Raw genomic sequence first — 23,460 nt, forward strand, 5'->3', positions numbered from 1 at the left:
CGCGAGGGGCCGTCCATGAAACCGATCCGCCTGATCCGCGGCTTTGTGACTGTTGGCGGCTGGACGCTGGGCAGCCGGGTGGTGGGCTTTGTCCGCGACATGATGATCGCGGCCTTCCTCGGGACCGGCCCGGTGGCAGAGGCCTATCTGGTGGCCTTCACCCTGCCCAACATGTTCCGCCGCTTTTTTGCCGAGGGCGCGTTCAACACCGCTTTCGTTCCGATGTTCGCCAAAAAGCTCGAGGCGGGCGAGGATGCACACCGCTTCGCCGAGGATGCGCTGTCGGGCCTTGCCGCCGTGGTGCTGGCCGTGACGCTGATCGCCAGCCTGGCGATGCCCTGGCTTGTCCTCGCCATGGCCGCAGGCTTTGCGGATGACGAGCGGTTTCCGCTGGCGGTCGCCTACGGCCGCATCTGCTTTCCCTACATCTTCTTCATCTCGCTGACGGCGCTGCTGTCGGGGCTGCTGAACGCCGGGGGGCGGTTCTTTGCGGCGGCGGCGGCGCCTGTGTTGATGAACCTGATCCTGATCGGGGCGATGGTGCTGGCCGACCACTTCGGCTGGGACATGGGGGCGGCGATGGCCTGGTCCACGCCGATCTCTGGCATGGCGCAACTGGCGATGGTGTGGATCGCCGCAGCCCGCATGGGCTTTCCGCTGCGCTTTCGCCGGCCGCGCCTGACCCCCGACATGCGTCGCCTGCTCGGCATCGCCGGCCCGGCGGTACTGGCCGGGGGCGTCGTGCAGATCAACCTGCTGGTCGGCCGCCAGGTCGGCAGCTTTTTCGAGGGCGCGATCGGCTGGCTGACCTATGCCGACCGCCTCTACCAACTGCCGCTGGGCGTCGTGGGCATCGCCATCGGGATCGTACTGCTGCCCGACATCGCGCGCCGGCTGAAGGTCGCCGACCACGACGGCGCCCGCCACGCCTACAACCGCGCGGCGGAATTCGCGCTGTTCCTGACCATTCCCTGCGCGGTGGCGCTGGTGGTGATCGCCCGGCCCTTGATTGCGGTCCTGTTCGGGCGCGGTGCGTTCGACGCCGCCGACATCGGCCCCACCGCGCTGGTGCTGGCGATCTACGGCCTCGGGCTGCCGGCCTTTGTGCTGCAAAAGGTCCAGCAGCCGCTGTTCTTCGCGCGCGAGGATACCCGGCGCCCGTTCCACTACGCCCTCTGGGCAATGGTTGTGAATGCGGCGCTGGCGGTGGGCCTCGCCCCCCTCATCGGCTTTTCCGCCGCTGCTTGGGGCACCACCACCGCCGGCTGGACCATGGCCTACCAGCTTTGGCGCGGCAGCCGCGCGTTTGGCGAGGCGGCCAGCATGGACGCCCGCCTCAGCAACCGCCTGCCGCGCATCATCGCGGCCTCGGCCCTGATGGGCGGAGCGTTATGGCTGACGCAGCGCGGGCTCGCCGAGATGCTGCAGGCGCCGGGCCAGCGGGTGCTGGCGCTGGCGCTGCTGATCGCGGCGGGGATTGCCAGCTATGGGCTGGCGGCCGTCGCCCTGCGCGCCATCAGCCCGTCCGAGCTGAAACGCGCGGTGCGCCGTCAGCGCTGACGCAGCGCGCGCCGCACACGGGCCGGGCCCCCCGGCACCAGAAAGAAGCTGAGACCGAAGCCGGCGACGAAGCCCGTCACTTCGGCGATCCAGCTGGTGCCGGCATTGCCGAAGATCAGCCCGAACACCAACTGGAACGCCAGCAGCATGCCGATCAGGCTGAAGGCCCGCATACGGCTGCCGCCGGTCTGTCCCAGCCGCGTCCACAGCAGAAAGGTGAACGCGCCGACAAATCCGTAGACCGGCGGATAACCCCCGACCAGCGGGTTGAATCGCACCGGGATTAAGGCCGAAAAGGCGGTATAGACCAGCGCCGCGATCACCGCGCTGCCGAAGAACAGCCCCAGCAGGGCGCGCGCGCTGAACACCTCCGACAGCACCTTGCCGAGCGCCAGGATGAACACCGTGACGAAGGCCGCGTGGGTAAAGCCGTAATGGACAAACGGATAGGTCAGGACGCGATAGGCCTGGCCCCACAGCACCTCGCCGCGCTGCCAGAACACCAGCGCCATCTCGGGCGGATAGGCCGCCAGTTGCAACGCCTGCTGGCGCAGGCCGATGCCCTGCGCGCCACCGATCATGCCCGCCCCGCCAAGGGCGAAGACGATCTCGGACGCGATGATCGGCAGGGCCAGCGCCCAGACCACCACCGGCAGCGGATTGATCGGCGATTCTTCGAAACCGTGGCGCATGACGTCCCCCATGCCGGGCGGTTGCGCCCCTGACCGGCCGGATGTATCCGACCCCGGTCCCCGAGACCAGCAGGTTCCCCGATGACCGACGCCGCAAACGCAGACCCCAAGCCCGCAGACGCATCCTCTGGCGGGGCCGCGACCAAGGCACCTACCCGCATCTTTTCGGGCATCCAGCCCTCGGGCGGGCTGACGCTGGGCAACTACCTCGGGGCGCTGAAACGCTTTGCGGCCTTCCAGGGTACCGGCCCGCAGACGATCTATTGTGTCGTGGACCTGCACGCGATCACCGTCTGGCAGGACCCCGCGCGCCTGACCCAGCAGACCCGCGAGGCAGCGGCGGCGTTCCTGGCCGCTGGCGTCGATCCTGCGCGCTCGATCCTCTTCAACCAGAGCCAGGTTCCGGCGCATGCCGAATTGGCGTGGCTGTTCAACACCGTCGCGCGACTGGGCTGGATGTATCGCATGACCCAGTTCAAGGACAAATCCGGCAAGAACAGCGAGAATGTCAGCCTCGGGCTGCTGGCCTACCCCTCGCTGATGGCGGCCGACATCCTGGCCTATCACGCGGATGCCGTGCCGGTGGGCGACGACCAGAAGCAGCATCTTGAGCTGACGCGCGACATCGCGGCCAAGTTCAACCACGACTACGGCGTTGATTTCTTCCCCGAGGTGCAACCCCTGATCGAAGGGCCGGCCACGCGCGTGATGTCGTTGCGCGACGGCGCCAAAAAGATGTCCAAGTCCGACCCTTCGGACGCGAGCCGAATCAACCTGACCGACGATGCCGATGCCATCAGCCAGAAAATCCGCAAGGCGCGCACCGATGCCGAGCCGCTGCCGGGCAGCATGGACGGGCTGAAGGACCGCCCCGAGGCCCGCAACCTGGTCAACATCTACGCGGCCCTCGCAGACGAGGGGCCGGATGCGGTGCTGGCCCGGTTCGAGGGTCAGGGCTTTGGCGCGTTCAAGCCTGCGCTCGCCGACCTCGCCGCGGCGACCCTGTCGCCGATCACCGCCCGGATGAGCGAATACATGGCCGACCCGGCCGAGATCGACCGCATCCTGGGCGAAGGCGCGGACCGCGCTGATGCCTTGGCCCAGCCGATTCTGGCGCGAACCAAGGAAATCATGGGACTGATCCGCTCTCGCTGATAGCGCGCGACGCGGCGGCGGCCGGCAAGCGGCTGTGCCCTACCAGTGCGGCGGACGTTGATCCGCCAGCGGGATCGTCCCGCCGGCGTCCGCCTCGCGCTCGGCCTCGCGGTCCAGCAACAGCCCGACCCGGCGACGCAGCAGCGCCAGTTCCCCCTCCTGGCGGGCGACGATTTCGGACAGATCATCTGCGGTGCGGGTGAGGTGGGCCAGAGCCTCCTCTAACCGTGCCATCCGGTCGGCGTCGCCGTTCTTGTTCATGCGCGTCTCCTCCGCTAGACCCGCACACGATCTGACAGCGGGATTGCAATGCACGACAGCCACAAGACCCGCCGCCCCAAGGCCGACGCGCCCAAGGGCTTTCGCGACTATTTCGGCGCCGACGTGACCGAACGCAAGGCGATGCTGGACCGCATCGCCGAGGTTTACGATCGCCATGGCTTTGACGCGCTGGAAACCAGCGGGGTCGAGACGGTCGAGGCGCTGGGCAAGTTCCTACCCGACGTCGACCGCCCCAATGCCGGCGTCTTCGCCTGGCAGGAAGAGGCCGTGCCCGGCGGCGGCAGCGGCGACTGGCTGGCGCTGCGCTATGACCTGACCGCGCCGCTGGCGCGTGTCGCGGCGCAGTTCCGCAACGACCTGCCCAGCCCCTACCGCCGCTATGCCATGGGCCCGGTCTGGCGCAACGAAAAGCCGGGGCCAGGGCGTTTTCGTCAGTTCTATCAATGCGATGCCGACACGGTCGGCAGCGCCAGCCCGGCCGCCGACGCCGAGATTATCGCCATGCTCGCCGACGCGCTCGAGGCCGCCGGCATTCCGCGCGGCGACTATCTGGTGCGCGTCAACAGCCGCAAGGTACTGAATGGCGTGCTGGAGGCTGCGGGCGTTGCGGCGGACCAGTCCGACGCCGTCCTGCGCACCATCGACAAGTTCGACAAGGTCGGCGTGGACGGGGTCCGGGCGCTGCTGACCGCCGGCCGCCGCGACGAGTCCGGCGCCGAGATCGAGGGCGTCGGCCTGTCGGATGTGGGCGCGGCGCCGATCCTGGCATTCCTGACCTCGCGCGGGGGGGACAACGCCGCGACGCTGGGGAACCTGCGCGCCGCCGTCGGCACCTCGGACGCCGGCGCCGAGGGCGTGGCCGAGCTGGCCCAAATCGCCGACATGCTCGCTGCGCTGGGGATGGGACCGGACCGGGTGGTCATCGACCCCTCGATCGTGCGTGGCCTTGGCTATTATACCGGCGCGGTGTTCGAGGCCGAACTGACGTTTGAGGTGCTGGACGAAAAGGGCCGCAAGCGCCAGTTCGGCAGCGTTGCCGGGGGCGGGCGCTATGACGGGTTGGTCGAGCGCTTTACCGGGCAAAAGGTCCCCGCGACCGGCGTCAGCATCGGCGTCGACCGCCTGCTGGCCGCGCTGCGGGCCAAGGGCCGCGTGGGCGGTCAGGCCGGCGCCGGGCCGGTCGTGGTGACGGTCATGGACCGGGACCGCATGGCTGACTACCTCGCCATGGCCGCCGAGTTGCACGCCGCCGGCATCCGCGCCGAAGCCTATCTGGGCAACCCGAAGAATTTTGGCAACCAGTTGAAATATGCCGACAAACGCGGCTCGCCCGTTGCCGTCATCCAGGGCGCCGACGAGGCCGCGCGGGGTGTCGTGCAGCTGAAGGACCTCGCCCTCGGCGCGCGTCTGGCGGCCGAGGTCAGCCATGACGAATGGAAGGCCCAGCCCGCGCAGGTCGAGGCGCCCCGCGCCGATCTGGTTGCGGGCGTGCGCGCGATCCTCGCCCGCGAGGCGCAGCGGGCGCAGTCGTGACGCCCAAATCCGCCCGCGCCCGCACCGGCCAGCGCCTGCTGGCCGCATTCCGCGAGGCAGGCGCGGTCGAGGTTGCGCCCGACGTCTTGCTGCCGGCGGAAACCCTGCTGGAGCTTTACGGAGAGGACATCCGCGCCCGCGCCTATGTCACCGACGACCCGATCCGCGGCGAGGTGATGCTGCGCCCCGATTTCACCGTCCCGGTGGTGCAGATGCACATGGCCGGCGGGGCCGAGCCGGCCCGCTATTGCTATCTGGGCGAGGTGTTCCGCAAGCAGGACCACGGCGACACCCGCCCCGAAAAGCCGCGCGACAACGAATACCTGCAGGTCGGCTATGAGGCCTTTTCGCGCGATACCGCCCGCGCGGATGCGGAAGTGTTCGCCCTGTTCCACCGCCTGCTGGCGCCGTTCGGCCTGACCGCGACGCTGGGCGACATGGCCCTGATCGACGCGGCAATCGCAGCCCTCCCCTTGTCGGAGCCGCGCCGCGCCGCGCTGGCGCATCACATCTGGCGGCCCGGCCGGTTCGATCGCCTGCTGGTCCGGTTTTCCCTCCCCGGAACCACCCGCAACCTCGCCCCCGCAGGCAAGACTCCCTGGACCGGGCTGCGCACCCAGGCCGAGATGGCTGCCCGGATCGCCCGCATGGACGACGACGCGGGCCAGCCGCCCCTGTCGCCTGCCGCGGTCGACCGTCTGCACGCGCTGCTGGCCGTTGCCTGCCCGGCGGACCGCGCCGTGGCCGAGCTGCAGGCCCTCGGCCAGCCGGCGCTGGCGCCGGCCATCGACCGGCTCGCCGAGCGGCTGGCCCATCTGGCGCGGGCCGGCATCGCGCCGGGCAGCCTGCGGTTCGACGCCAGCCACGGGCGCGGCACGATGGAATATTACGACGGCATGACCTTTACCTTCATCGCCCCTGCGCGGCCGGACTGGCCACCGGTCGCCTCGGGCGGCCGCTACGACCGCCTGACTGCCGAACTCGGTCGCGGCGCCGCCATTCCGGCGGTCGGCGGCATCATCCGCCCCGGCCTTGTCGCCGAGATGGAGGGCGCATGCTGAGGCTCGGCGTGCCCTCCAAGGGCCGGTTGATGGAGGATACCTTCGCCTGGTTCGCGCGGCGCGGCATCACGCTGGGCCGGGCCGGCGGAACGCGCGAATACGCGGGCCGGGTCGAGGGGGCCGATGGCCTGACGCTGGTGCTGCTGAGCGCGGCCGAGGTCCCCCGCGAGTTGGCGGCCGGGCGGATCGACCTCGGCGTTACCGGCAGCGACTTGCTGCGCGAGACCATGGCAGGCTGGCGCAGCGACGTGACCGAGGTGACCCCCCTGGGCTTTGGCCATGCCGACCTGATCCTCGCCGTGCCGGCCTGCTGGCGCGATGTCGAGCATCTGGACGACTTCGCGGACGTGACCCGCGATTTTCGCGCGACCCACGGCCGCCGCCTGCGGATCGCAACCAAGTATCACCGTCTGGTGCGCGCCTTCCTCGCGGCCGAGGGGGTCGCCGATTATCAACTGGTGGACAGCAAGGGCGCGACGGAGGGGACCGTTGCGAACGGCACGGCCGAGGCGATCGCCGATATCACCAGCTCGGGCGAGACGCTGCGCGCCAACCACCTCAAGGTGCTGCCGGATGCGCTGATCCATGCGAGCCAGGCGACTCTGTTCGCCAACCGTGCTCGGTTGTCCGATCCCAAGCTGGGCGCGTTGGTGGAACGGCTGGCCTAAGGCGAGGCCGCTCCACTGGAGTGATCGCTGCCGCGGGGGGTCTCAGGCAGGGGCGCCAGCGGTACTTTCGCCCTCGTCCCCGGCTCCTTCATCGGCCAGCGCATCCTCGGCCCGCAAGGCAATCGCCTCGGCCCGCGCGGCCAGTTCAGCCAGCGCCTCGCCGATCTGCTGCGGGATCACCGGCACCTCGACCTGCAGCGGATTTGTCTTCAACCGCGTCAACTCGCGCTCGGTGGCGGCCATGCGATCCTCCAGCCCGGCCATGCGGTCGGACAGCATCAGGCCGGCCAGCAACAGCAGCCGCGCCTCGGGCATGCGGCCCGCCTGCTCGACGATCTGGGCGGCTTCGGCGTCCAGCAACTGCGCGGCGCGGCGCAGCGCGCGCTCCTCGCCGGCCTGACAGGCGAGGGTATAGTCCTTGTGACCGATCTGAAATTCGACCGTGGCCATGTCAGCGGCCCTCCGCTTCGCTGAAAACCGAATCCAGGGCAGCCCCGGACGGATCGTCCGACAGGCTCGCGGCAGGCGCGGGCAGATCGTCGTCGCGGGCGCCGGCGTCATCCGCCAGCAGCCCCTCGATGGTGGTCAGCATTGCCTCCATCTGGGCGACATCGGCGGCGCGCTGCACGCGCAGGTCCGCCAATTCCGCCGTCAGCCGCGCCATCGCCGCCTGCGCCGCAGCCAGCGCCCCGTCGTCGGGGGGCGCGGGAACTGCAGCCGTCAGATCGGCGCGCCGGGCAGTGCCGGCGTCGATGCTGCGGTCAATCCGATCAAGCGCCGCGATCAGGCGCTGCTCGCTGGCGGCAATATCGCTCATCGTGTCGGCTCCTTCGGAGGTCACCTTGTTGTCGCACCCGCGTCACCGGGTGACAAGAACCTGACGCACACGCTGGCCACGCCGGCAAGGTCGCGCTAGGTGAAGCGCGCCCAGCAGCGGTGGAGGATTGCAATGCGCGAGGCCACGATCAGCCGCCAGACGGCCGAGACCCAGATCGAGGTCACGGTCCGCCTCGACGGCAGCGGCAGCTATGACAACCGCACGGGCGTCGGGTTTTTCGACCATATGCTGGACCAGTTGGCGCGTCATTCGCTGATCGACCTGACGGTCCGCGCCACCGGCGATCTGCACATCGACGATCACCATACGGTCGAGGATACCGGCATCGCCATCGGCCAGGCGCTGGCGCAGGCGCTGGGCGACAAGCGCGGCATCCGCCGTTACGGCAGCTTTCACCTGGCCATGGACGACGCGCTGATTCGCGCCGCGCTCGACCTGTCAGGCCGGCCATTCCTGGTCTGGGACGTGCCCTTCCCCACCGCGAAGATCGGAAATTTCGATACCGAGCTGGTGCGCGAGTTCTTTCAGGCCCTCTCGACCCATGCCGGGATGACCCTGAACGTCGCCCGGCTGACCGGGCTGAACAGCCACCACATTGCCGAGGCCGCCTTCAAGGCCGTCGCCCGCGCCCTGCGCGAGGCGGTCGAACCTGACCCGCGGATGGCCGGCGTTCTGCCCTCGACCAAGGGGGCGCTTTGATGCGTCTGGCGCTGGTCGATTACGACAGCGGCAACCTGCATTCGGCGGCCAAGGCGTTCCAGCGGATGGCGGGCCCGGGCGATCAGGTCATCGTCACCGCCGACCCGGCCGAGGTGGCGGGCGCCGACCGTATCGTGCTGCCCGGCGACGGCGCCTTTCCGGCTTGCCGCGCGGCACTGGACGCCGCGCCCGGCATGGCGGAGGCGTTGGCCGATGCCGTCCTGACGCGCGGCGTGCCGTTCATGGGCATCTGCGTCGGCATGCAGCTGTTGGCCAGCACCGGGCACGAGTACCGGACGACCCCGGGCCTCGGCTGGGTGCCGGGCGAGGTGGTGCGGATCGAACCCGGCCCCGGCCTCAAGGTGCCGCACATGGGCTGGAACGCGTTGCAGGTCGGCCGGCCGCACCCAGTCCTCGCCGGCATCCGCGCGGGCGATCACGCCTATTTCGTCCATTCCTGGCGCTTTGCCGTCGCCAGCAGCGCGCATCTGTTCGCCGAGGTTGACCACGGCGGCCCGGTCGCCGCCGTCGTCGGCCGGGACAATATCGTCGGCCTGCAGTTCCACCCCGAGAAATCGCAGGCGACCGGGCTGCGCATGATCGAGAACTTCCTGCGTTGGAAGCCCTAGGATGTGGGTCGAGGTCCCAGCGTGACGATCAGTCACGCTGGATCGGTGACCCGCAGCAGTGCCTGACTTCGCCAGTCGATGCATTCAGGGCCGACATGACCGGCAACGGCCACGCCAGCCCGGGCCGCGCTTACTGCACCTTGGTCCAGGTCTGCGTCTTGCAGAACACCGCGATGCAGCCCGACACGTTCAAGGTCTTGCCGCTGAGCGTCATCTTGGACTTGTAGGTCTTGTCGGCGCCCGGGTCCCAGATCGTGCCGCCGCTGAAGCTGCCGCCGCCGTTGTCGACCATGTTCGCCACGATGTTGCGGCCGTGGCTGGCCGAAGCGAACTCCTTGCCGTCCTTGTGGAACGACTTGATCAGCTTGCCGCAATATTTGTCGCCGCACTTGGCGAACTGCACCATGCCGACGTCGCCCTGGTCATTGGCCTGGGTCTGGAAAATCCCGTTGATCCCCTCGGCTTGCGCTGCCGTGCTGCCAAGGACGGCCAGCGCCGCCGCCGCCAGAAAAGTCCGCATCATGATCCTCCCCATCGCTGCGATCCCTGTCGCGAAATTGCGCGGGCGCCGGGCCGCCGATCAAGAATGACGTGGGGTTCCGCGCCTGATCGCGACGCGCCGCCGGCTCGGGCCGGTGCATCTTTCCGGCGGCGGCAGACTGTGGCAGGGCGTCCGGGCAACAAACACGGGACCGCGCCATGATCCTCTACCCCGCGATTGACCTGAAGGATGGCGCCTGCGTGCGTCTGCTGCGCGGCGACATGGCGGCGGCGACCGTGTTCGGCACCGACCCCGCGGCGCAGGCAAAGGCCTTTGCGGATGCCGGCGCGCAGTGGCTGCATCTGGTCGATCTGAACGGCGCCTTTGCCGGCCAACCGGTGAACGCCGACGCGGTCGAGGCAATCCTGCGCGCCGTGAAGGTCCCCGTGCAGCTGGGCGGGGGCATCCGCGACCGCGCGGGAATCGAGGACTGGCTGGCCAAGGGCATCGCGCGCGTGATCCTGGGAACCGTGGCGGTCGAGAACCCGGCGCTCGTCCGCGAGGCGGCGGACGCCCATCCCGGCCGGATCGCCGTGGGCATCGACGCCCGTCGCGGACGCGTCGCCACCCGCGGCTGGGCCGAGGAAACGCAGGTCGAGGTGACCGACCTCGCCCGCCGGTTCGAGGACGCAGGCGTGGCCGCCATCATCTACACCGACATCGACCGCGACGGCGCCATGGGCGGGCCCAACATTGAGGCGACCGAGGCCCTTGCGCGCGCCGTCACAATTCCGGTCATCGCCTCGGGCGGGGTGTCGCGCCTGGCCGATCTGACCGCCCTGCGCGACACCGGTGTCATCGCCGGGGCAATCAGCGGCCGCGCCCTTTATGACGGGGCGTTGGACCTTGGCGAGGCGCTTGCGGCGCTCCGCTGAGCCGCTTGTCCGGGGCCGCTTTCGCGCACCTGCCGCTGGCCTCCGGCGGCCGGCGCGGCTAGAGGTTTCCCACTTCCAAGGGGGCGCATGATGCTCAAGACCCGCCTGATCCCCTGTCTCGACGTGGCCGATGGCCGCGTGGTCAAGGGCGTGAACTTTGTGGATCTGGTCGACGCTGGCGATCCGGTCGCGGCGGCCGCGGCCTATGACACCGCCGGCGCGGACGAGCTGTGTTTTCTCGACATCCACGCCACCCACGAAAATCGCGGCACCATGTTCGATCTGGTGACCCGCACAGCCGAGCAGTGCTTTATTCCGCTGACCGTCGGCGGCGGCGTGCGCAGCCCGGCGGATGTCCGGGCGCTGCTGCTGGCGGGGGCCGACAAGGTCTCGTTCAACTCGGCCGCCGTCGCCAACCCCGACGTGATCGCCGCTGCCGCCGATGCCTTTGGCAGCCAGTGCATCGTCGTTGCGATCGACGCCAAGACCGTCGCGCCCGGACGCTGGGAAATCTTTACACATGGCGGCCGCCAGCCGACTGGCATCGACGCCGTCGCTTTTGCACGGACGGTCGCCGAAAAGGGCGCGGGGGAAATACTGTTGACCAGCATGGACCGCGACGGCACGCGCGCCGGCTTCAACATCCCGTTGACGCGCGCCATCGCCGATGCCGTGCCGATCCCGGTGATCGCCTCGGGCGGCGTCGGGACGCTCGACCATCTGGTCGAAGGGGTCGTGGAAGGCCATGCCTCGGCGGTGCTGGCGGCCTCGATCTTTCATTTCGGCACCTTCACCATCGCCGAAGCAAAGGCGCATATGGCCGTTGCAGGCATCCCGGTGCGCCAATGAGCGGGGCCACCCCCCTGGCGCGGCTGGCCGCGACCATCGCCGCCCGCAAGGACGCCGACCCGCAGGCCAGTTGGACCGCGCAACTGCTGTCGCGCGGCCCCGAGAAATGCGCCGAGAAATTCGGCGAGGAAGCGGTCGAGGCGATCATCGAGGCGGTCAAGGGCGATCGCGCCCGGCTGACCGCCGAGGCGGCCGATGTCCTCTATCACCTGCTGGTCATGCTGGCCGCGCGCGATCTGACCCTCGCGGACGTCGAGGCCGAGCTGGCGCGGCGCGAAACGACCTCGGGTCTTGCCGAGAAAGCAGCACGTTGACGCCGCTTTCCCTCATGGCAGATTCCGGACTATAAAGCGGCGCAACGGGCCGCCCCGAATGCGGCTTGCCACAAGGGCAGAGGGCATATGACCGACGACACCGGAACCCCGAAGGCCGGCCGCCAGCACGAGGCCGACGTGGCCTTCATCCAGTCGCTGGCCCAGCTTTTGAACAGCAACGAGTTGACCGAACTGAAGGTCGACCGCGAATACGGCGAAAACGACCGCCTGACCGTGCGCGTCGTCAAGCAGGCGGGACAGGTCCTGGTTCAGGCGCCGATGATGCAGCAGATGCCGACGCCGATGGGCGGTTACGCCCCGGCGCCGCTCTCCGCGCCCGCCGCCATCGAGGCATCCTCCGATCCGGCCTCGCTGCCGGGCGCGGTGCCCTCGCCCATGGTCGGCACGGCCTATCTCTCGCCCGAGCCTGGGGCCTCGGTGTTCGTCACCGTCGGCCAACAGGTGGCCGAGGGCGACACGCTGATGATCATCGAGGCGATGAAGACGATGAACCACATCCCGGCCCCGCGCGCCGGCATCGTCAAGCGCATCCTGGTCGAGGACGGCACCCCGGTCGAGTTCGGCACGCCCCTGATGATCGTCGAGTGAGGCAGGGCCGATGTTCGACAAGATCCTGATCGCCAACCGGGGCGAAATCGCGCTGCGCGTCGTGCGTGCCTGCCGCGAGATGGGGATCGCATCTGTTGCGGTCCATTCGACCGCCGACAGCGACGCGATGCATGTGCGCATGGCCGACGAATCCGTCTGCATCGGGCCGCCGCCCTCGACCGACAGCTACCTGTCGATCCCGGCCATCGTCTCGGCCTGCGAGATCACTGGCGCGCAGGCGATCCACCCCGGCTACGGCTTTTTGTCCGAGAACGCGGCCTTCGTTCAGGTGCTCGAGGATCACGGCATCACCTTCATCGGTCCCTCGGCCGAACATATCCGGCTGATGGGCGACAAGATCACCGCCAAGGAAACCGCCAAGTCCCTGGGCATCCCGGTCGTGCCCGGCAGCGACGGCGGCGTCGCCGATGTCGAGACCGCGCTGCGCACCGCCGCGGAAATCGGCTACCCGGTCATCATCAAGGCCACGGCTGGCGGCGGCGGGCGCGGCATGAAGGTCGCGCATAACGCCGGTGAGTTGGAGGTCGCGTTCCGCACCGCACGCTCCGAGGCCAAGGCCGCCTTCGGCAACCCCGAAGTCTACATGGAGAAATACCTCCAGCGCCCGCGCCACATCGAAGTGCAGGTCTTTGGCGACGGCAACGGCCGCGCCGTCCATCTGGGCGAGCGCGACTGCTCACTGCAGCGACGTCACCAGAAGGTACTGGAGGAAGCGCCCGGCCCGGTCATCACCGCCGAGGAGCGCGCGCGCATCGGCGGCATCTGCGCCGAGGCCATGGCCAAGCTGAACTACCGCGGCGCCGGCACCATCGAGTTCCTGTTCGAAGACGGCGAGTTCTATTTCATCGAGATGAACACCCGCCTGCAGGTCGAGCATCCGGTGACCGAGGCGGTCTATGGCGTCGATCTGGTGCGCGAGCAGATCCGCGTCGCGGCCGGCGAGCCGATGTCCTTCGCGCAGGCCGACCTGGTCCCGCGCGGCCACGCCATCGAGGTCCGGATCAACGCCGAGAAGCTGCCCAATTTCGCGCCCTCGCCGGGCCGGATCACCCAATATCACGCGCCCGGCGGCCTCGGCGTGCGGATCGACAGCGCGATTTACGACGGCTACAAGATCCCGCCCTATTACGACAGCCTGATCGGCAAGCTGATCGTCCACGGCCGCGACCGCCCCGAGGCGATCGCCCGCCTCAGCCGTGCGCTGGGCGAGTTGATCGTCGATGGCGTCGATACCACCGTGCCGCTGTTCCGCGCGCTGCTTGAAGAGCCCGACATCCAGCGCGGCGATTATTCGATCCACTGGCTGGAGCGCTGGCTGGCGCAGAACCTGGCCTGAGGCGGTCCTGCCGCAACCCGAGGATGATCACGATGGCCTGGAAACCGGACGGCTACCCCGAGGTCAGCCCCTATCTGATCGTCAGTGACGCCGAGCGCACCCTGGCCTTTCTGGAACGTGCCTTCGGGGCGACGCGCCTGCGCGTCATGCCCCGGCAGGGCGGCAAGGGGCTGATGCATGCCGAGGCGCGCATTGGCAGTGGCGTCGTCATGATGGGCGAGATGCCCGAGGCGGTGCCGAGCCACGTCCACATCTATGTCCCCGACGTGCTGGCCGCCTACGAGCGGGCACTTGCCGCCGGCGGCGAGGTGGTCAAGCCGCCGACCCAGGACGATGAGGGCGATCTGCGCGGCGGAGTCGCGGACGGGAATGGCACCACATGGTGGATCTCGACCCAGACCCGGGACTGAGGCGCGTCAGATCCTGCCACAGTCCCTCCGAGTCCCCTGCATGCTGAGCCCCGCGCAACTGCTGGCGGGGTATGCCTCGGGTGTATTTCCCATGGCCGATCGGGCCGACGATCCCGAACTCTACTGGGTCGACCCGCCGTGGCGTGGTGTGCTGCCGGTCGGGGGCATCCACCTGTCCCGCTCGACCCGTCGCAGTCTCGCGCGCGGCGGGTGGCGCGCGACGCTGAACGCCGATTTCGCCGGCACCGTGAAGGCCTGCGCCGCCCGGCCCGAGACCTGGATCAACGCCCCCCTGCACCGCCTTTATGCCCAGTTGCACGCGGCCGGGCGGGCACATTCGGTCGAGGTCTGGCAGGACGGCGCCCTCGCCGGCGGGGTGTTCGGGGTCAGCCTCGGCGGGGCGTTCTTTGGCGAGAGCATGTTTTCCACCCGGACCAACGGCTCGAAACTGGCGCTGCACTGGCTGTCGGTGCAGTTGCAGGACTGCGGCTTCAAGCTGTTCGACACCCAGTTCCTGACGCCGCACCTCGCCAGCCTCGGCGGGGTGGAGATCAGCCGCGCCGCCTATCACCGCCGCCTCGCCACGGCGATCCTGGCGGAGGCCCGGCTGGCTGGGCCATTGCCGGACGCCGGCGATTTGCTGGCCCGCGGCTAGGAGGGCTCGCAGGCAGCTGCGATCACGGCTGCGCGGCCGCGGCGTTGCCCTGTTCGGCGCCGAACTGCCGCCGCCAGAGCCCCGACAAGAGACGCGAGACGCCGCCGGGAAGTATGGACGGTCGCCGGCCTCGCTCGCGTCACGACTGAGTTGCTCGCGCGCCCGATATGCAGCGCAGGCGGCCCGATCAGGGCTGGATCGGCGCGGTTTCGCCAAGGTCTGCTTCGGCATCCGCGGCAGTCTCGCCGTCTTCCGGCGGCACCGGGTCCGGCTCGAACTGCAGCGGTGCTTTGCCTGTTACGCAGTTGACCACCCAGATATCATAGCGCGCGTCGTCGAGGGCCGAGAGGGCCGGGGACGAGGCGATCATCCACCCGGCGAATACGGTCTGCTTGCGGATGCTGTCAGTGATCGTCAGTTCGGCAAAGGCGTCCGAATCGGGATCGTCTGCGGGATAGCGGCACTCGCCCAGGCGCACTTCGAGACGGCCAAAATTGGTCGCCTCCCCCACCTTCAACGGCATGTCGCGGGTCGTACCGGTGATCTTGTCGAGCCCGCGCAGCAACGCGGCATCGGACCGCGCCGCGCCTGACGGCGGCGCCGGTGCGGGCGGATTGTCGTCTTGCGCGAGGGCTGGCAGCGGCAGCAGTACCGCCATCGCTGCCACGATCAGCCACGCCCGGGTCACTGTGCCGGCACCGGGGCGGGGGTGGCATCGGACGGACCCGATGTGGGGGTCACTTCTGCAGGCGCAGAGGTCGCGGGGGCGGCCGCCGCAGGCGGAGGGGCCGCGCCTGCGGGGGCCGCTCCTTCCGGAGCCGGCGCACCCTTGCTGTCCACGAATTTCATCATCAGCGACAGCAGGCTGACGCTGCCCTGCACGTCCTCGATCTCGTCGCCCGGGGCCAGCAAGTCGGGGCTGCCGCCGGGTTGCAACTCGAGATAACCGCCGCCCAGCAAGCCGTTCTGCTGGATCAGCGCCGCACTATCGACCGCCAGCTTGACGCTGTTGGGTACCGACAGCGTCGCCTCGGCATAGTAGGTCTCGGGGTTCAGGCGGATGCCGGTCACGCGGCCGATCGGCACCCCGGCCAGGCGCACGTCGGTGCCGACCTCGACCCCCTCGATATTGGGAAAGGCCGCGCGCAGGACATAGCTGCCGGTGGCCGCCGCGCCGCCGCGCATCGTCGACCACGCCAGAAAGCCAGCCGCGACGGCCAGCACAACCGCCCCCGCGATCAGTTCGGCGCGCGGTGTGTCAGTCATTGCTGATCCGGCGACCAGGCGACGTAATCGCTGCGCGGCAGCGGCACGGCATTCATGATCGAGCCGGGCGGGTAATAGGCCCCGGGCGTGCCGGTCAGATTCGACAGCAGCGGCTTTTCCCAATCCTTGCGCGGCAGCGGATCGCGGGTCGGGGGCAGCGCGTAGGTGTGGTGCAGCCAGCCGTGCCACTCGGCCGGGACCATGCTCGCCTCGGCCTCGCCCTGGTAGATCACCCAGCGACGCTTGCCGCCGGCGGTCTGGTAATAGACGTTGCCCGAGGAATCCTCGCCGACCCGTTCGCCATGGCGCCAGGTCCACAGCCGGGTGTTCAGGGTCTGGCGGTCCCACCAGCCGAAAACGCGGGTCCAAAAACTCATGGCGGCATCCCCTGGATGGCGGCGGGTCAGTGTTGGTCCGCTGTATCGCGCAAAGGGGTGCGCAGGTCCAGTGGCACGGCTTTGCTGGCGGGGCGCCGGCCGGGCGCGCGCGTCTGGCGCGCGGGGCCCGGCCTTGCTACACCCGCCCCCAGCCACCCGAACGGAGCCGCCGGATGAGCCGATACGAATACACCGCCATCCCCGCCCCCCAGCGCGGCGACAAGGTCCGCGGCGCCAAGACGCCGGGCGACCGCTTCGCCCAGTCGCTAACGGCAGTGCTGAATGACATGGCGGAGCGCGGCTGGGAATATGTCCGTGCCGAGACCCTGCCCTCGGAGGAGCGTAGCGGCCTGACCGGGCGCACGACCGTCTGGCACAACCTGCTGATTTTTCGCCGCGGTGTTCGTGCCGCGCCCGCGCTTGAGGTCGTCACGCCCGCGGCCCGGCCGCCAGTCACGACCCCCGCTCCCCTGCCGCCCGTGCCGCCCGTGACACCGGCGCGCCAGGAAACCCCGGCCGAGTTCCCGGCCGCGCCAACTTCGGCCCCTGCGCCGGCTCCCACTCCGGTCCGGCCGCCTGCGCCCGTGGAGGCCGACCCGCAGGGCTGACGGGTCAGGCGTTCGCCAGCGCGGCCCGCTCGGCTGCGGGATAAAGGCGGTACATCATCACTGCCCGCGTAAGGTTCAGGATGGTCAGCGCCGCCCAGAGCCCGTGATTGCCCATGACCGGCATCAGTACCACCACCGCCACCACATAGAGGCCGACCGCCGCCATCATCGCGCGGCGCATCTCGGCGGTCAGCGTGGCGCCGATGAAAACACCGTCCAGCATCCACGCCGCGACCCCGACCAGCGGCACGGCGGCGAGCCAGGGCAAATATTCGCGCGCCGCGCCGCGGACGTCGGGGGCGACGGTCAGCAGGTCGATGATCGGCCCGCCGCCGACCCAGAAGGCAACCGCCAGCAGCGCCGCGCCAGCCAGCGCCCATTGCGAGGTCAGCACCGCCGCGCGGCGCACCGACGCCGGCCGCCCCGCGCCCACCGCCTGCCCGACCAGCGTCTCGGCCGCGAAGGCAAAACCGTCCAGCGCATAGGCCGTGATCTGCAGGAATTGCAGCAACACCTGGTTGGCCGCCAGCGTGACATCGCCAAGCCCCGCGCCAAGGAACATGAACGCGGTGACCGCCCCCTGCAGCAGGATCGAGCGGACCATGATGTCGCTGTTGACCCGCGCAAACCGCACCATCTGGTCGCGCGCAAACAGATCGGCCCGGCGCAGCGCCGGCACGATGGCATGGCGCGCCAGCCACAGGCCCAGTGCCAGACCGGCCCATTCGGCGACCAGCGTCGCCGCCGCCACCCCGGGCACGCCCCAGGCCAGGCCGAGGACGAACCACAGGGCCAGCACGATATTGGTCACGGTAATGACCAATTGCAGGACCATGACGGCGCGCGTCCGCTCGGCCCCGATCAGCCAGCCGTTTACCGCGTACAGCGCAATCGTCGCCGGGGCGCCCCAGATGCGGATCTGCAGATACTGGCGGGCCAGCGCCTCTACCTCAGGCGAAGCTGGTGACAGCGCGAAGGCGGCGCGCATCCACAGCCACTGCGTTGCGATGAACAAGGCGCCCGCCCCCAGCCCGATCACCAGCGCCCGCATCAGGTGAACGCCGGTGTTGCGCCCCGCACCATGAGCCTGCGCCACCAGCCCGGTGGTGCCCATGCGCAGAAAACTGAAAACCCAGTAGATCGAGGCGAGAATCACCGCGCCCATGCCGACAGCCCCGATGGGCGCGGCCGAGCCAAGTTGGCCGATGACGCCGGTATCCACCACACCCAGCAGCGGGATGGTCGCGTTCGACAGCACGATCGGCACCGCCACCGCCAGCACGCGGCGGTTCGTCAGGGGCATGGGCACGGTGGCCGTCGCCTCAGTCACGGCGTTGCGGCAGCAGGAAATGCCCGGTCGCCTGCGCCAGCAGCTTGGCGCGGTTATCCTGCCATGCCTCGACCTGAACGCTGGCATAGCGCCGCCCCGAACGCACCACACGCGCCCGCGCATAGGCATCGCGCGGCAGGCCGGAACGCAGGTAATCGACGGTAAGGTCGATGGTCTTGGGCAGCCGGTGCAGGCGGTCCCCGATCGCGGCATCGGCGGCGCGCGGCGCGCTTTCCATTTCGTCCCAGAGCAGGCTCCAGGCCAGTTCGACAATGGCCGCGGTCTCCAGGAACGCGGCGGTGGCGCCGCCATGCAGCGCCGGCAGCAGCGGGTTGCCAATCAGCTTGGGATCGAACGGCATGACCGCCGTCAATTCGTCCCCGCGCCGGTCAAAGCGGATGCCGAGGAATTGCAGGTAGGGAATCGATTCGACCATCGATTGCAGCACGCCATCGCGGCGCGACTTGATCTGCGCCAGCGGCTCGTTGCGCGGGCCGGGTGCATCAGCCGCGGCAGGCTCAGTCTTCTTTTCGACCTCAGCCATTCGTGAACGCCCCCGCTGCGGTGGCCACCGGCCGCGCCTCGTCGTCGTCATGGGCGGTAGCGCGCACGAACACGACGCTGCGAGTGACGTGATAGCTGATTGCCTTGGCCCGCAGGCCCTGTCCCGGCGCCGCGCCCCGCATGTAATCGATCCGCAGATCAAGTGTCGCGGTGCTGCCCGGCTGGGCAGGATCGCTCATCACTGCTGCGCCGCAGGCGGTGTCCAGCAGGGCCGAGACGACGCCGCCGTGAATCACCCCGCTGGCCGGATCGCCGACGAAGCGCGGGTCCCAGTCCATCGCGATCTCGGCCTCGCCGGCACCGATGTTCACCAGCCGCATGCCCAGAGCCTGCGCCAGCGGGATCGCCTCGATGAACTGCCGGGCCACGCGGACCCTCGTCTCGTCATCCATGCGTCTGATCCTCCGCATTGCCCGCGCCACGCTTACCGGACCTGCGGCGCGGCGCAAGCCGAGCTACCGGACCCGTCGCGGTTGAGATCGGCGGCCAGCCGCACTACCGTGGCGTAAATCCTCCTTGCGGGACGAGCCGATGATCGAAGCGCCCGAACTGACCTTCAAGGAAATGTGCAGCCGGTTCGACGTGACCCCGCGCACACTGCGCTATTACGAGTACATCGAACTGCTCAGCCCCCGTAAAGAGGGCCGGGCCCGCTACTACAGCCCGCGCGAGGTGGCGCGCATGACGCTGATCCTGCGCGGCCGCCGGTTCGGCTTCAGCTTGGAGCAGATTCGCCAGTGGTTGGGCATCTATGGCGAGAAGGGCACGCGCGAGCAGTACCAGGTCTGGCTGGAACTTGCGGACGGGCAGTTGAGCGTGCTGGACGGCCAGATCGCCGAACTGCAGGCATCGCGCGACGAACTGGCGTCGCTTCGCGACGAATCGGCGCGGCTGTTGGACAAGATGGCCTAGGACGGGCGCAGGCGCGGACGCCAGGGGGCGCCCACGCCGAAACAACGCTACTCGTTACCTACGGCCGGACCGTGGCGACATGCGGTGACGGCGCCGTGACAGTCGGCGGCGCATAGGCGGCGGGCCGCCACCCCCCTCAGCCCCCGACCGTCAGAACTACCCGCGGGCCGGCAAACCAACTGCGGCCATATTCGATCGGACGGTCACGGTGATCGATGTTGATAGCGTCGGTCCGTAGCAGGGGCGCACCGGAAGGCAGGCCCAGTTGCGCCGCCTGCGCTGCATCCGCCAACTCGGCCGCGATCCGGGTCGAGGCGCGCCGCCAGTCGGGAATGCCGCATGCGGCAAACGCGGCGCTGACAGAACCCTCGCGCCACAGGGCCTGCGGCAAGTCGGGCAGCGCCTCGGCCGGGAATGCCGACTGGAAAAGCGCAATCGGCGCGCCATCGGCCAGCGACGCGCCATTGGCGACATGGACCAAGGCGCCAGGGGCCAGGCCCAGTGCCTCGGCCTCGCGCGGGTCGGCGGGACGGGTGACAATGGCGGCGATGCGCCTGCCCGGCAGGCGCCCGGCGAGAGCCAGGTTGCGGCGAAAGCTGACCCGCCCGCCCAGCGGATAGTCGACCGGAACTGCCGTCACCAGCACGCCCGCGCCGCGGCGGGAATAGGTCAGCCCCTCGGCCGTCAGGGCAGCGATGGCCTGGCGCACCGTATGACGATGCACCCCGAATCGCGCTGCCAGAACCTCGGCCGAGGGCAGCCGCTGCCCCGCCGGGAAGCGCCCGGCGGCGATGTCGGCGCGCAGCGATTCGGCGATGGCCTGCCAGATGGCCACGCCGCCTTTGGCAGCAAGGCCGGTCTTGTTGGAATCATCAACGAAATCGCCGCCATCAGGCGTCACTGAAATTTCACCTTTCGCCATCTGGACGTGGGCCTCGTGTGGGGATAAAAGTTGTCTAGTTGTATAGATACCCGGTTCTATAGGAATCTGCACCTCCATGCAATCTTCCTGCACCCCCCCTGCCAGCCGCGGCGCCCGCGCAGGTCTCGCCGCCCGCGCCCCGGCCGCGCGGCTGGCGGCGCTGATGCCGCAGTTGCCTGACCACGAAATCCTGCGCGCGCCCGAGATCGGGACCGCCATGGTGCGGGGCCGCATGGGAGGGACGGGGGATGCCTTCAACCTGGGCGAGGTGACCGTGACCCGCGCCTCGGTCCGGCTGGCGGATGGCGCGGTCGGCCACGGCTATGTCCAGGGTCGCGACCGCGGCCATGCGCTGCGCGCGGCGATCCTCGACGCGCTCGGCACTGGCGCCGAGCCGATCCTGGCCGCCCTCGCCGCCGAGGAGGAGCAGCGCCGGGCCGCCCGCGCCGCCCGCGCCGCGGCCACCAAGGTCGAGTTCTTTACCCTCGTCCGCGGAGAAGACGCATGAGCGCGCTGGCACCCGGCTTCGCCCACCCCGCCCATGACGCCGCCCGCGCCTTTCGCGCGATCATGGAGGCGCTGGCCCGCCCCGGCACGATCCACGATCTCGCCGGTCCCCCGGCCCCCGCGCCGCTGTCGCCCGCGGCCAGTGCCGTGCTGCTGACGCTGACCGACCGCGGCACGCCGGTCCACCTCGCACCGTCGCATGATAATGCAGACCTTCGCGCCTGGTTGGCGTTCCATACCGGCGCGCCGCTGGTCGTGGCCGAGGAGGCGCATTTCGCCCTCGGCACCTGGGCGACCCTCCAACCCTCCGACCGCTTTGCCATCGGCACGCCCGACTATCCCGACCGCAGCGCGACGCTGATCATCGAAGTGCCGGGCTTTGACGGAAGCACCCGCCTGACCGGCCCCGGCATCCGCGAGGCGCTGACCATTGGGCTGCCCGACCCGGCCGCCTTTGCCGCCAACCACGCCCGCTATCCGCTGGGCTGGGACGCGGTCCTGACCACCGGCACCCGCATCTGCGGGCTGCCCCGCTCGACCGAGGTGCGCTGATGTATGTCGCAGCCAAAGGCGGTGAGCGCGCGATCGAGGCCGCCCATGACTGGCTGGCCGACGCGCGCCGCGGGCCTACCGACCGGCCGGCCATCGACACGGATGCCATCGCGGACCAGCTGTCGCTGGGCGTCGCGCGAGTCATGGCCGAGGGCAGTCTTTACGACCCGCAACTCGCGGCGCTGGCCATCAAGCAGGCGCGCGGGGATCTGATCGAGGCGGTCTTCCTGATCCGTGCCTATCGCACCACCCTGCCCCGCTTTGGCGCGACCGAGCCGGTCGACACTGCCGCCATGCAGGCCGCGCGCCGCGTCTCGGCCACGTTCAAGGACGTGCCGGGCGGGCAGCTGCTGGGGCCGACCTTTGATTACACCCACCGACTGCTGGATTTCCGCCTGCTGGCCGATGGCGCGCTGCCACCCGCGCCCGGTCAGCCAGCAGACGCGGACCCCCAGCCGGTACCGCATGTACTGGGTTATCTCGACCGCGACGGCATGATCGAACCCGCCGCCGACACGGGCACCGAGCCCGCCGACCTGACCCGCGCCCCGCTGGAGCTGCCGGCCAATCGTGCGCTGCGCCTGCAGGCCCTCGCCCGCGGCGACGAGGGGTTCCTGTTGGGCCTCGCCTACTCGACCCAGCGCGGCTACGCCCGCAACCACGCCTTTGTCGGCGAACTGCGCATCGGCACGGTCGAGATCGAGATGTTCGTCCCCGAGATCGGCGAGGTCGTCGGCATCGGCGAGGTCGAGATGACGGAATGCGAGACCATCAACCAGTTCAAGGGCAGCCGGACCGAACCCGCGCAATTCACCCGCGGCTATGGCCTGAGCTTTGGCCAGACCGAACGCAAGGCACTGGCCATGGCGCTGGTAGACCGCGCCCTGCGCTGGGACGAACTTGGCGAGGATTTTGTCGGCGCTCCGGCGCAGGACGAGGAATTCGTGCTGAGCCATTGCGACAACATCCAGGCGACCGGCTTTCTGGAGCATATCAAGCTGCCCCACTACGTCGATTTCCAGGCCGAACTTGAACTGGTGCGCCGCCTGCGCGCGGGCGTCCCGGACACCGAGGAGGACGCGGCATGAACATCGTCTTTGACATCGGCAACGTGCTGCTCCGCTGGGACCTCTGGCCTGCATTCGAGGACGAATTCGCAACGCCAGCCGAGATGACGGCCTATCTGGACGAGATCGGCTTTCACGACTGGAACCTGCAGCAGGATCGTGGCCGCAGCTGGGCCGAAGCGCATGACGATCTGCGCGCCCGGCACGGCGCGAGGGCCGAGCCCGCGACGCGCTATGCGGCCCGCCACGCGCTGACCATCCAGACGCCCATTACTGGCACATGGGCGCTGCTCGACCGACTGGCGCCGCGCCATTCGCTGTTCGCGATCACCAACTGGTCGGCCGAGACCTGGGCCGACGCGCTGCGCCTGCATCCCCGGCTGGGCCAGGTATTCCGCGACATCGTGATCTCGGGACGTGAGAAACTGGCCAAGCCCGACCCGGCGATCTTTCGGCTGTTTCTGGACCGCAACGGGTTGGCGGCGGGCGATTGCCTGTTCATCGACGACAATGCGGCCAATGTCGCGGCGGCACGCGAGGTGGGCATGGACGCGGTGCGGTTCACCGACCCCGAGGCGCTGGAGCGCGATCTGACCGCGCGGGGCCTGCTATGACCCCTGCCAGACAC

32 protein-coding genes are annotated in these 23,460 nt (G+C 69.5%); 20 read left to right on the plus strand and 12 right to left on the minus strand.

All coding sequences use genetic code 11. The features are described 5' to 3' along the window. Positions 1-15 precede the first annotated feature (15 nt). Complete coding sequence (murJ, locus tag DRW48_RS02175; protein WP_114077303.1) at positions 16-1,560, plus strand: murein biosynthesis integral membrane protein MurJ; 1,545 nt, start codon at positions 16-18, stop codon at positions 1,558-1,560. Here the strand turns inward: murJ and DRW48_RS02180 are convergent. Continuing rightward, positions 1,551-2,252: a rhomboid family intramembrane serine protease gene (locus tag DRW48_RS02180; RefSeq protein WP_114077304.1), complete on the minus strand. Its 702-nt coding sequence runs from the start codon at positions 2,250-2,252 to the stop codon at positions 1,551-1,553. The genes murJ and DRW48_RS02180 overlap by 10 nt on opposite strands. A gap of 81 nt (positions 2,253-2,333) precedes the next feature. Between DRW48_RS02180 and trpS the strand changes: the two genes are divergently transcribed. Then, on the plus strand, positions 2,334-3,407 hold the full coding sequence (gene trpS, locus DRW48_RS02185) for a tryptophan--tRNA ligase (RefSeq protein WP_114074974.1): 1,074 nt from the start codon (positions 2,334-2,336) through the stop codon (positions 3,405-3,407). A 39-nt stretch (positions 3,408-3,446) separates the two neighbouring features. On the opposite strand, the gene DRW48_RS02190 is transcribed toward trpS, so the two are convergent. Then, entirely contained in the window at positions 3,447-3,668 is a 222-nt protein-coding gene (locus tag DRW48_RS02190) for a SlyX family protein (protein WP_114074975.1), read from the minus strand. A 48-nt stretch (positions 3,669-3,716) separates the two neighbouring features. On the opposite strand from DRW48_RS02190, the gene hisS reads away from it, so the two are divergent. The 3 genes from hisS to hisG are packed head-to-tail and all read left to right on the plus strand — an operon-like array spanning position 3,717 to position 6,951. After that, positions 3,717-5,222, plus strand: coding sequence for a histidine--tRNA ligase (gene hisS / locus DRW48_RS02195; RefSeq protein ID WP_114074976.1), 1,506 nt, complete (start codon positions 3,717-3,719; stop codon positions 5,220-5,222). Beyond that, positions 5,219-6,283 (plus strand): ATP phosphoribosyltransferase regulatory subunit, encoded by a 1,065-nt coding sequence (locus DRW48_RS02200; protein ID WP_241963344.1) that lies wholly within the window; start codon positions 5,219-5,221, stop codon positions 6,281-6,283. The genes hisS and DRW48_RS02200 overlap by 4 nt, the downstream gene beginning before the upstream one ends. After that, positions 6,277-6,951, plus strand: coding sequence for an ATP phosphoribosyltransferase (gene hisG, locus DRW48_RS02205; RefSeq protein WP_114074978.1), 675 nt, complete (start codon positions 6,277-6,279; stop codon positions 6,949-6,951). Before DRW48_RS02200 ends, hisG begins: the two co-directional genes overlap by 7 nt. A 42-nt stretch (positions 6,952-6,993) precedes the next feature. On the opposite strand, the gene DRW48_RS02210 is transcribed toward hisG, so the two are convergent. Further along, on the minus strand, positions 6,994-7,401 hold the full coding sequence (locus DRW48_RS02210; RefSeq protein ID WP_114074979.1) for a cell division protein ZapA: 408 nt from the start codon (positions 7,399-7,401) through the stop codon (positions 6,994-6,996). 1 nt (position 7,402) lies between these two features. Beyond that, positions 7,403-7,768 (minus strand): hypothetical protein, encoded by a 366-nt coding sequence (locus tag DRW48_RS02215; RefSeq protein WP_114074980.1) that lies wholly within the window; start codon positions 7,766-7,768, stop codon positions 7,403-7,405. A gap of 132 nt (positions 7,769-7,900) precedes the next feature. Here DRW48_RS02215 and hisB point away from each other — a divergent pair, with 132 nt between their 5' ends. Beyond that, on the plus strand, positions 7,901-8,488 hold the full coding sequence (hisB, locus tag DRW48_RS02220; RefSeq protein ID WP_114074981.1) for an imidazoleglycerol-phosphate dehydratase HisB: 588 nt from the start codon (positions 7,901-7,903) through the stop codon (positions 8,486-8,488). Beyond that, positions 8,488-9,117 (plus strand): imidazole glycerol phosphate synthase subunit HisH, encoded by a 630-nt coding sequence (hisH, locus tag DRW48_RS02225; RefSeq protein WP_114074982.1) that lies wholly within the window; start codon positions 8,488-8,490, stop codon positions 9,115-9,117. Before hisB ends, hisH begins: the two co-directional genes overlap by 1 nt. A gap of 130 nt (positions 9,118-9,247) precedes the next feature. On the opposite strand, the gene DRW48_RS02230 is transcribed toward hisH, so the two are convergent. Beyond that, positions 9,248-9,640, minus strand: a complete 393-nt coding sequence (locus DRW48_RS02230; RefSeq protein WP_241963345.1) for a DUF2147 domain-containing protein — start codon at positions 9,638-9,640, stop codon at positions 9,248-9,250. Between the two features lie 176 nt (positions 9,641-9,816). On the opposite strand from DRW48_RS02230, the gene hisA reads away from it, so the two are divergent. From hisA to aat, 7 genes are all read left to right on the plus strand, one after another. Next, entirely contained in the window at positions 9,817-10,533 is a 717-nt protein-coding gene (gene hisA, locus DRW48_RS02235; RefSeq protein WP_114074983.1) for a 1-(5-phosphoribosyl)-5-[(5-phosphoribosylamino)methylideneamino]imidazole-4-carboxamide isomerase, read from the plus strand. 90 nt (positions 10,534-10,623) lie between these two features. Then, positions 10,624-11,382 carry an imidazole glycerol phosphate synthase subunit HisF gene (hisF, locus tag DRW48_RS02240; protein WP_114077306.1) on the plus strand — a complete coding sequence of 253 codons (759 nt, stop codon included), beginning with the start codon at positions 10,624-10,626 and terminating at the stop codon, positions 11,380-11,382. After that, positions 11,379-11,696: a phosphoribosyl-ATP diphosphatase gene (locus DRW48_RS02245; protein ID WP_114074984.1), complete on the plus strand. Its 318-nt coding sequence runs from the start codon at positions 11,379-11,381 to the stop codon at positions 11,694-11,696. The genes hisF and DRW48_RS02245 overlap by 4 nt, the downstream gene beginning before the upstream one ends. A gap of 87 nt (positions 11,697-11,783) precedes the next feature. After that, the gene (gene accB / locus DRW48_RS02250) at positions 11,784-12,305 is read left to right on the plus strand and encodes an acetyl-CoA carboxylase biotin carboxyl carrier protein (protein WP_114074985.1); all 522 of its coding nucleotides are present in this window, start codon (positions 11,784-11,786) and stop codon (positions 12,303-12,305) included. Positions 12,306-12,315: 10 nt separating this feature from the next. Next, the gene (accC, locus tag DRW48_RS02255) at positions 12,316-13,662 is read left to right on the plus strand and encodes an acetyl-CoA carboxylase biotin carboxylase subunit (RefSeq protein WP_114074986.1); all 1,347 of its coding nucleotides are present in this window, start codon (positions 12,316-12,318) and stop codon (positions 13,660-13,662) included. 32 nt (positions 13,663-13,694) lie between these two features. Further along, positions 13,695-14,072: a VOC family protein gene (locus DRW48_RS02260; RefSeq protein ID WP_114077307.1), complete on the plus strand. Its 378-nt coding sequence runs from the start codon at positions 13,695-13,697 to the stop codon at positions 14,070-14,072. A 40-nt stretch (positions 14,073-14,112) separates the two neighbouring features. Further along, positions 14,113-14,727 carry a leucyl/phenylalanyl-tRNA--protein transferase gene (gene aat, locus DRW48_RS02265; RefSeq protein ID WP_114074987.1) on the plus strand — a complete coding sequence of 205 codons (615 nt, stop codon included), beginning with the start codon at positions 14,113-14,115 and terminating at the stop codon, positions 14,725-14,727. Between the two features lie 187 nt (positions 14,728-14,914). Here aat and DRW48_RS02270 read toward each other — a convergent pair whose 3' ends face one another. From DRW48_RS02270 to DRW48_RS02280, 3 genes are read right to left on the minus strand one after another with little or no spacing between them, the layout of a single operon-like run. Further along, positions 14,915-15,415, minus strand: a complete 501-nt coding sequence (locus DRW48_RS02270; RefSeq protein ID WP_241963346.1) for a DUF2155 domain-containing protein — start codon at positions 15,413-15,415, stop codon at positions 14,915-14,917. Next, positions 15,412-15,993 (minus strand): MlaD family protein, encoded by a 582-nt coding sequence (locus tag DRW48_RS02275; RefSeq protein WP_114074988.1) that lies wholly within the window; start codon positions 15,991-15,993, stop codon positions 15,412-15,414. Before DRW48_RS02275 ends, DRW48_RS02270 begins: the two co-directional genes overlap by 4 nt. Next, the gene (locus DRW48_RS02280) at positions 15,990-16,370 is read right to left on the minus strand and encodes an NADH:ubiquinone oxidoreductase subunit NDUFA12 (RefSeq protein WP_114074989.1); all 381 of its coding nucleotides are present in this window, start codon (positions 16,368-16,370) and stop codon (positions 15,990-15,992) included. The genes DRW48_RS02275 and DRW48_RS02280 overlap by 4 nt, the downstream gene beginning before the upstream one ends. 173 nt (positions 16,371-16,543) lie before the next feature. On the opposite strand from DRW48_RS02280, the gene DRW48_RS16065 reads away from it, so the two are divergent. Continuing rightward, on the plus strand, positions 16,544-16,978 hold the full coding sequence (locus DRW48_RS16065; protein WP_199286141.1) for a DUF4177 domain-containing protein: 435 nt from the start codon (positions 16,544-16,546) through the stop codon (positions 16,976-16,978). A 4-nt stretch (positions 16,979-16,982) separates the two neighbouring features. Here DRW48_RS16065 and DRW48_RS02290 read toward each other — a convergent pair whose 3' ends face one another. Genes DRW48_RS02290 through DRW48_RS02300 form a run of 3 tightly spaced genes read right to left on the minus strand, consistent with a single transcriptional unit; the run spans position 16,983 to position 19,264 of the window. Then, a complete protein-coding gene (locus DRW48_RS02290) occupies positions 16,983-18,308 on the minus strand; it encodes an MATE family efflux transporter (RefSeq protein WP_422385742.1) in 1,326 nt (441 codons plus the stop codon). Continuing rightward, positions 18,301-18,852, minus strand: coding sequence for a PaaI family thioesterase (locus DRW48_RS02295; protein ID WP_114074990.1), 552 nt, complete (start codon positions 18,850-18,852; stop codon positions 18,301-18,303). The genes DRW48_RS02290 and DRW48_RS02295 overlap by 8 nt, the downstream gene beginning before the upstream one ends. Next, entirely contained in the window at positions 18,845-19,264 is a 420-nt protein-coding gene (locus tag DRW48_RS02300; RefSeq protein ID WP_114074991.1) for a PaaI family thioesterase, read from the minus strand. Before DRW48_RS02300 ends, DRW48_RS02295 begins: the two co-directional genes overlap by 8 nt. A 142-nt stretch (positions 19,265-19,406) precedes the next feature. Between DRW48_RS02300 and DRW48_RS02305 the strand changes: the two genes are divergently transcribed. Then, on the plus strand, positions 19,407-19,784 hold the full coding sequence (locus tag DRW48_RS02305; protein WP_422385757.1) for a MerR family transcriptional regulator: 378 nt from the start codon (positions 19,407-19,409) through the stop codon (positions 19,782-19,784). Positions 19,785-19,920: 136 nt separating this feature from the next. On the opposite strand, the gene phnF is transcribed toward DRW48_RS02305, so the two are convergent. Next, entirely contained in the window at positions 19,921-20,685 is a 765-nt protein-coding gene (gene phnF, locus DRW48_RS02310) for a phosphonate metabolism transcriptional regulator PhnF (protein WP_241963347.1), read from the minus strand. A gap of 97 nt (positions 20,686-20,782) precedes the next feature. Here phnF and phnG point away from each other — a divergent pair, with 97 nt between their 5' ends. From phnG to DRW48_RS02330, 4 genes are read left to right on the plus strand one after another with little or no spacing between them, the layout of a single operon-like run. Continuing rightward, on the plus strand, positions 20,783-21,214 hold the full coding sequence (gene phnG, locus DRW48_RS02315) for a phosphonate C-P lyase system protein PhnG (RefSeq protein ID WP_114074994.1): 432 nt from the start codon (positions 20,783-20,785) through the stop codon (positions 21,212-21,214). Beyond that, positions 21,211-21,765 (plus strand): phosphonate C-P lyase system protein PhnH, encoded by a 555-nt coding sequence (gene phnH, locus DRW48_RS02320; protein WP_114074995.1) that lies wholly within the window; start codon positions 21,211-21,213, stop codon positions 21,763-21,765. Before phnG ends, phnH begins: the two co-directional genes overlap by 4 nt. Next, positions 21,765-22,853, plus strand: a complete 1,089-nt coding sequence (locus DRW48_RS02325; protein WP_114074996.1) for a carbon-phosphorus lyase complex subunit — start codon at positions 21,765-21,767, stop codon at positions 22,851-22,853. Before phnH ends, DRW48_RS02325 begins: the two co-directional genes overlap by 1 nt. Continuing rightward, positions 22,850-23,446 carry an HAD-IA family hydrolase gene (locus DRW48_RS02330; protein ID WP_114074997.1) on the plus strand — a complete coding sequence of 199 codons (597 nt, stop codon included), beginning with the start codon at positions 22,850-22,852 and terminating at the stop codon, positions 23,444-23,446. Before DRW48_RS02325 ends, DRW48_RS02330 begins: the two co-directional genes overlap by 4 nt. Positions 23,447-23,460: the final 14 nt, after the last annotated feature.

This window comes from Paracoccus suum (assembly GCF_003324675.1).
Lineage (GTDB): Bacteria > Pseudomonadota > Alphaproteobacteria > Rhodobacterales > Rhodobacteraceae > Paracoccus > Paracoccus suum.

Bases quoted from the DNA above. Each gene is read 5' to 3' on its own strand.
- murJ (WP_114077303.1), top strand. From the start codon at position 16: ATGAAACCGATCCGCCTGATCCGCGGCTTTGTGACTGTTGGCGGCTGG.
- DRW48_RS02180 (WP_114077304.1), bottom strand. From the start codon at position 2,252: ATGCGCCACGGTTTCGAAGAATCGCCGATCAATCCGCTGCCGGTGGTG.
- trpS (WP_114074974.1), top strand. From the start codon at position 2,334: ATGACCGACGCCGCAAACGCAGACCCCAAGCCCGCAGACGCATCCTCT.
- DRW48_RS02190 (WP_114074975.1), bottom strand. From the start codon at position 3,668: ATGAACAAGAACGGCGACGCCGACCGGATGGCACGGTTAGAGGAGGCT.
- hisS (WP_114074976.1), top strand. From the start codon at position 3,717: ATGCACGACAGCCACAAGACCCGCCGCCCCAAGGCCGACGCGCCCAAG.
- hisG (WP_114074978.1), top strand. From the start codon at position 6,277: ATGCTGAGGCTCGGCGTGCCCTCCAAGGGCCGGTTGATGGAGGATACC.
- DRW48_RS02210 (WP_114074979.1), bottom strand. From the start codon at position 7,401: ATGGCCACGGTCGAATTTCAGATCGGTCACAAGGACTATACCCTCGCC.
- DRW48_RS02215 (WP_114074980.1), bottom strand. From the start codon at position 7,768: ATGAGCGATATTGCCGCCAGCGAGCAGCGCCTGATCGCGGCGCTTGAT.
- hisB (WP_114074981.1), top strand. From the start codon at position 7,901: ATGCGCGAGGCCACGATCAGCCGCCAGACGGCCGAGACCCAGATCGAG.
- hisH (WP_114074982.1), top strand. From the start codon at position 8,488: ATGCGTCTGGCGCTGGTCGATTACGACAGCGGCAACCTGCATTCGGCG.
- DRW48_RS02230 (WP_241963345.1), bottom strand. From the start codon at position 9,640: ATGATGCGGACTTTTCTGGCGGCGGCGGCGCTGGCCGTCCTTGGCAGC.
- hisA (WP_114074983.1), top strand. From the start codon at position 9,817: ATGATCCTCTACCCCGCGATTGACCTGAAGGATGGCGCCTGCGTGCGT.
- hisF (WP_114077306.1), top strand. From the start codon at position 10,624: ATGCTCAAGACCCGCCTGATCCCCTGTCTCGACGTGGCCGATGGCCGC.
- DRW48_RS02245 (WP_114074984.1), top strand. From the start codon at position 11,379: ATGAGCGGGGCCACCCCCCTGGCGCGGCTGGCCGCGACCATCGCCGCC.
- accB (WP_114074985.1), top strand. From the start codon at position 11,784: ATGACCGACGACACCGGAACCCCGAAGGCCGGCCGCCAGCACGAGGCC.
- accC (WP_114074986.1), top strand. From the start codon at position 12,316: ATGTTCGACAAGATCCTGATCGCCAACCGGGGCGAAATCGCGCTGCGC.
- DRW48_RS02260 (WP_114077307.1), top strand. From the start codon at position 13,695: ATGGCCTGGAAACCGGACGGCTACCCCGAGGTCAGCCCCTATCTGATC.
- aat (WP_114074987.1), top strand. From the start codon at position 14,113: ATGCTGAGCCCCGCGCAACTGCTGGCGGGGTATGCCTCGGGTGTATTT.
- DRW48_RS02275 (WP_114074988.1), bottom strand. From the start codon at position 15,993: ATGACTGACACACCGCGCGCCGAACTGATCGCGGGGGCGGTTGTGCTG.
- DRW48_RS02280 (WP_114074989.1), bottom strand. From the start codon at position 16,370: ATGAGTTTTTGGACCCGCGTTTTCGGCTGGTGGGACCGCCAGACCCTG.
- DRW48_RS16065 (WP_199286141.1), top strand. From the start codon at position 16,544: ATGAGCCGATACGAATACACCGCCATCCCCGCCCCCCAGCGCGGCGAC.
- DRW48_RS02295 (WP_114074990.1), bottom strand. From the start codon at position 18,852: ATGGCTGAGGTCGAAAAGAAGACTGAGCCTGCCGCGGCTGATGCACCC.
- DRW48_RS02300 (WP_114074991.1), bottom strand. From the start codon at position 19,264: ATGGATGACGAGACGAGGGTCCGCGTGGCCCGGCAGTTCATCGAGGCG.
- phnG (WP_114074994.1), top strand. From the start codon at position 20,783: ATGCAATCTTCCTGCACCCCCCCTGCCAGCCGCGGCGCCCGCGCAGGT.
- phnH (WP_114074995.1), top strand. From the start codon at position 21,211: ATGAGCGCGCTGGCACCCGGCTTCGCCCACCCCGCCCATGACGCCGCC.
- DRW48_RS02325 (WP_114074996.1), top strand. From the start codon at position 21,765: ATGTATGTCGCAGCCAAAGGCGGTGAGCGCGCGATCGAGGCCGCCCAT.
- DRW48_RS02330 (WP_114074997.1), top strand. From the start codon at position 22,850: ATGAACATCGTCTTTGACATCGGCAACGTGCTGCTCCGCTGGGACCTC.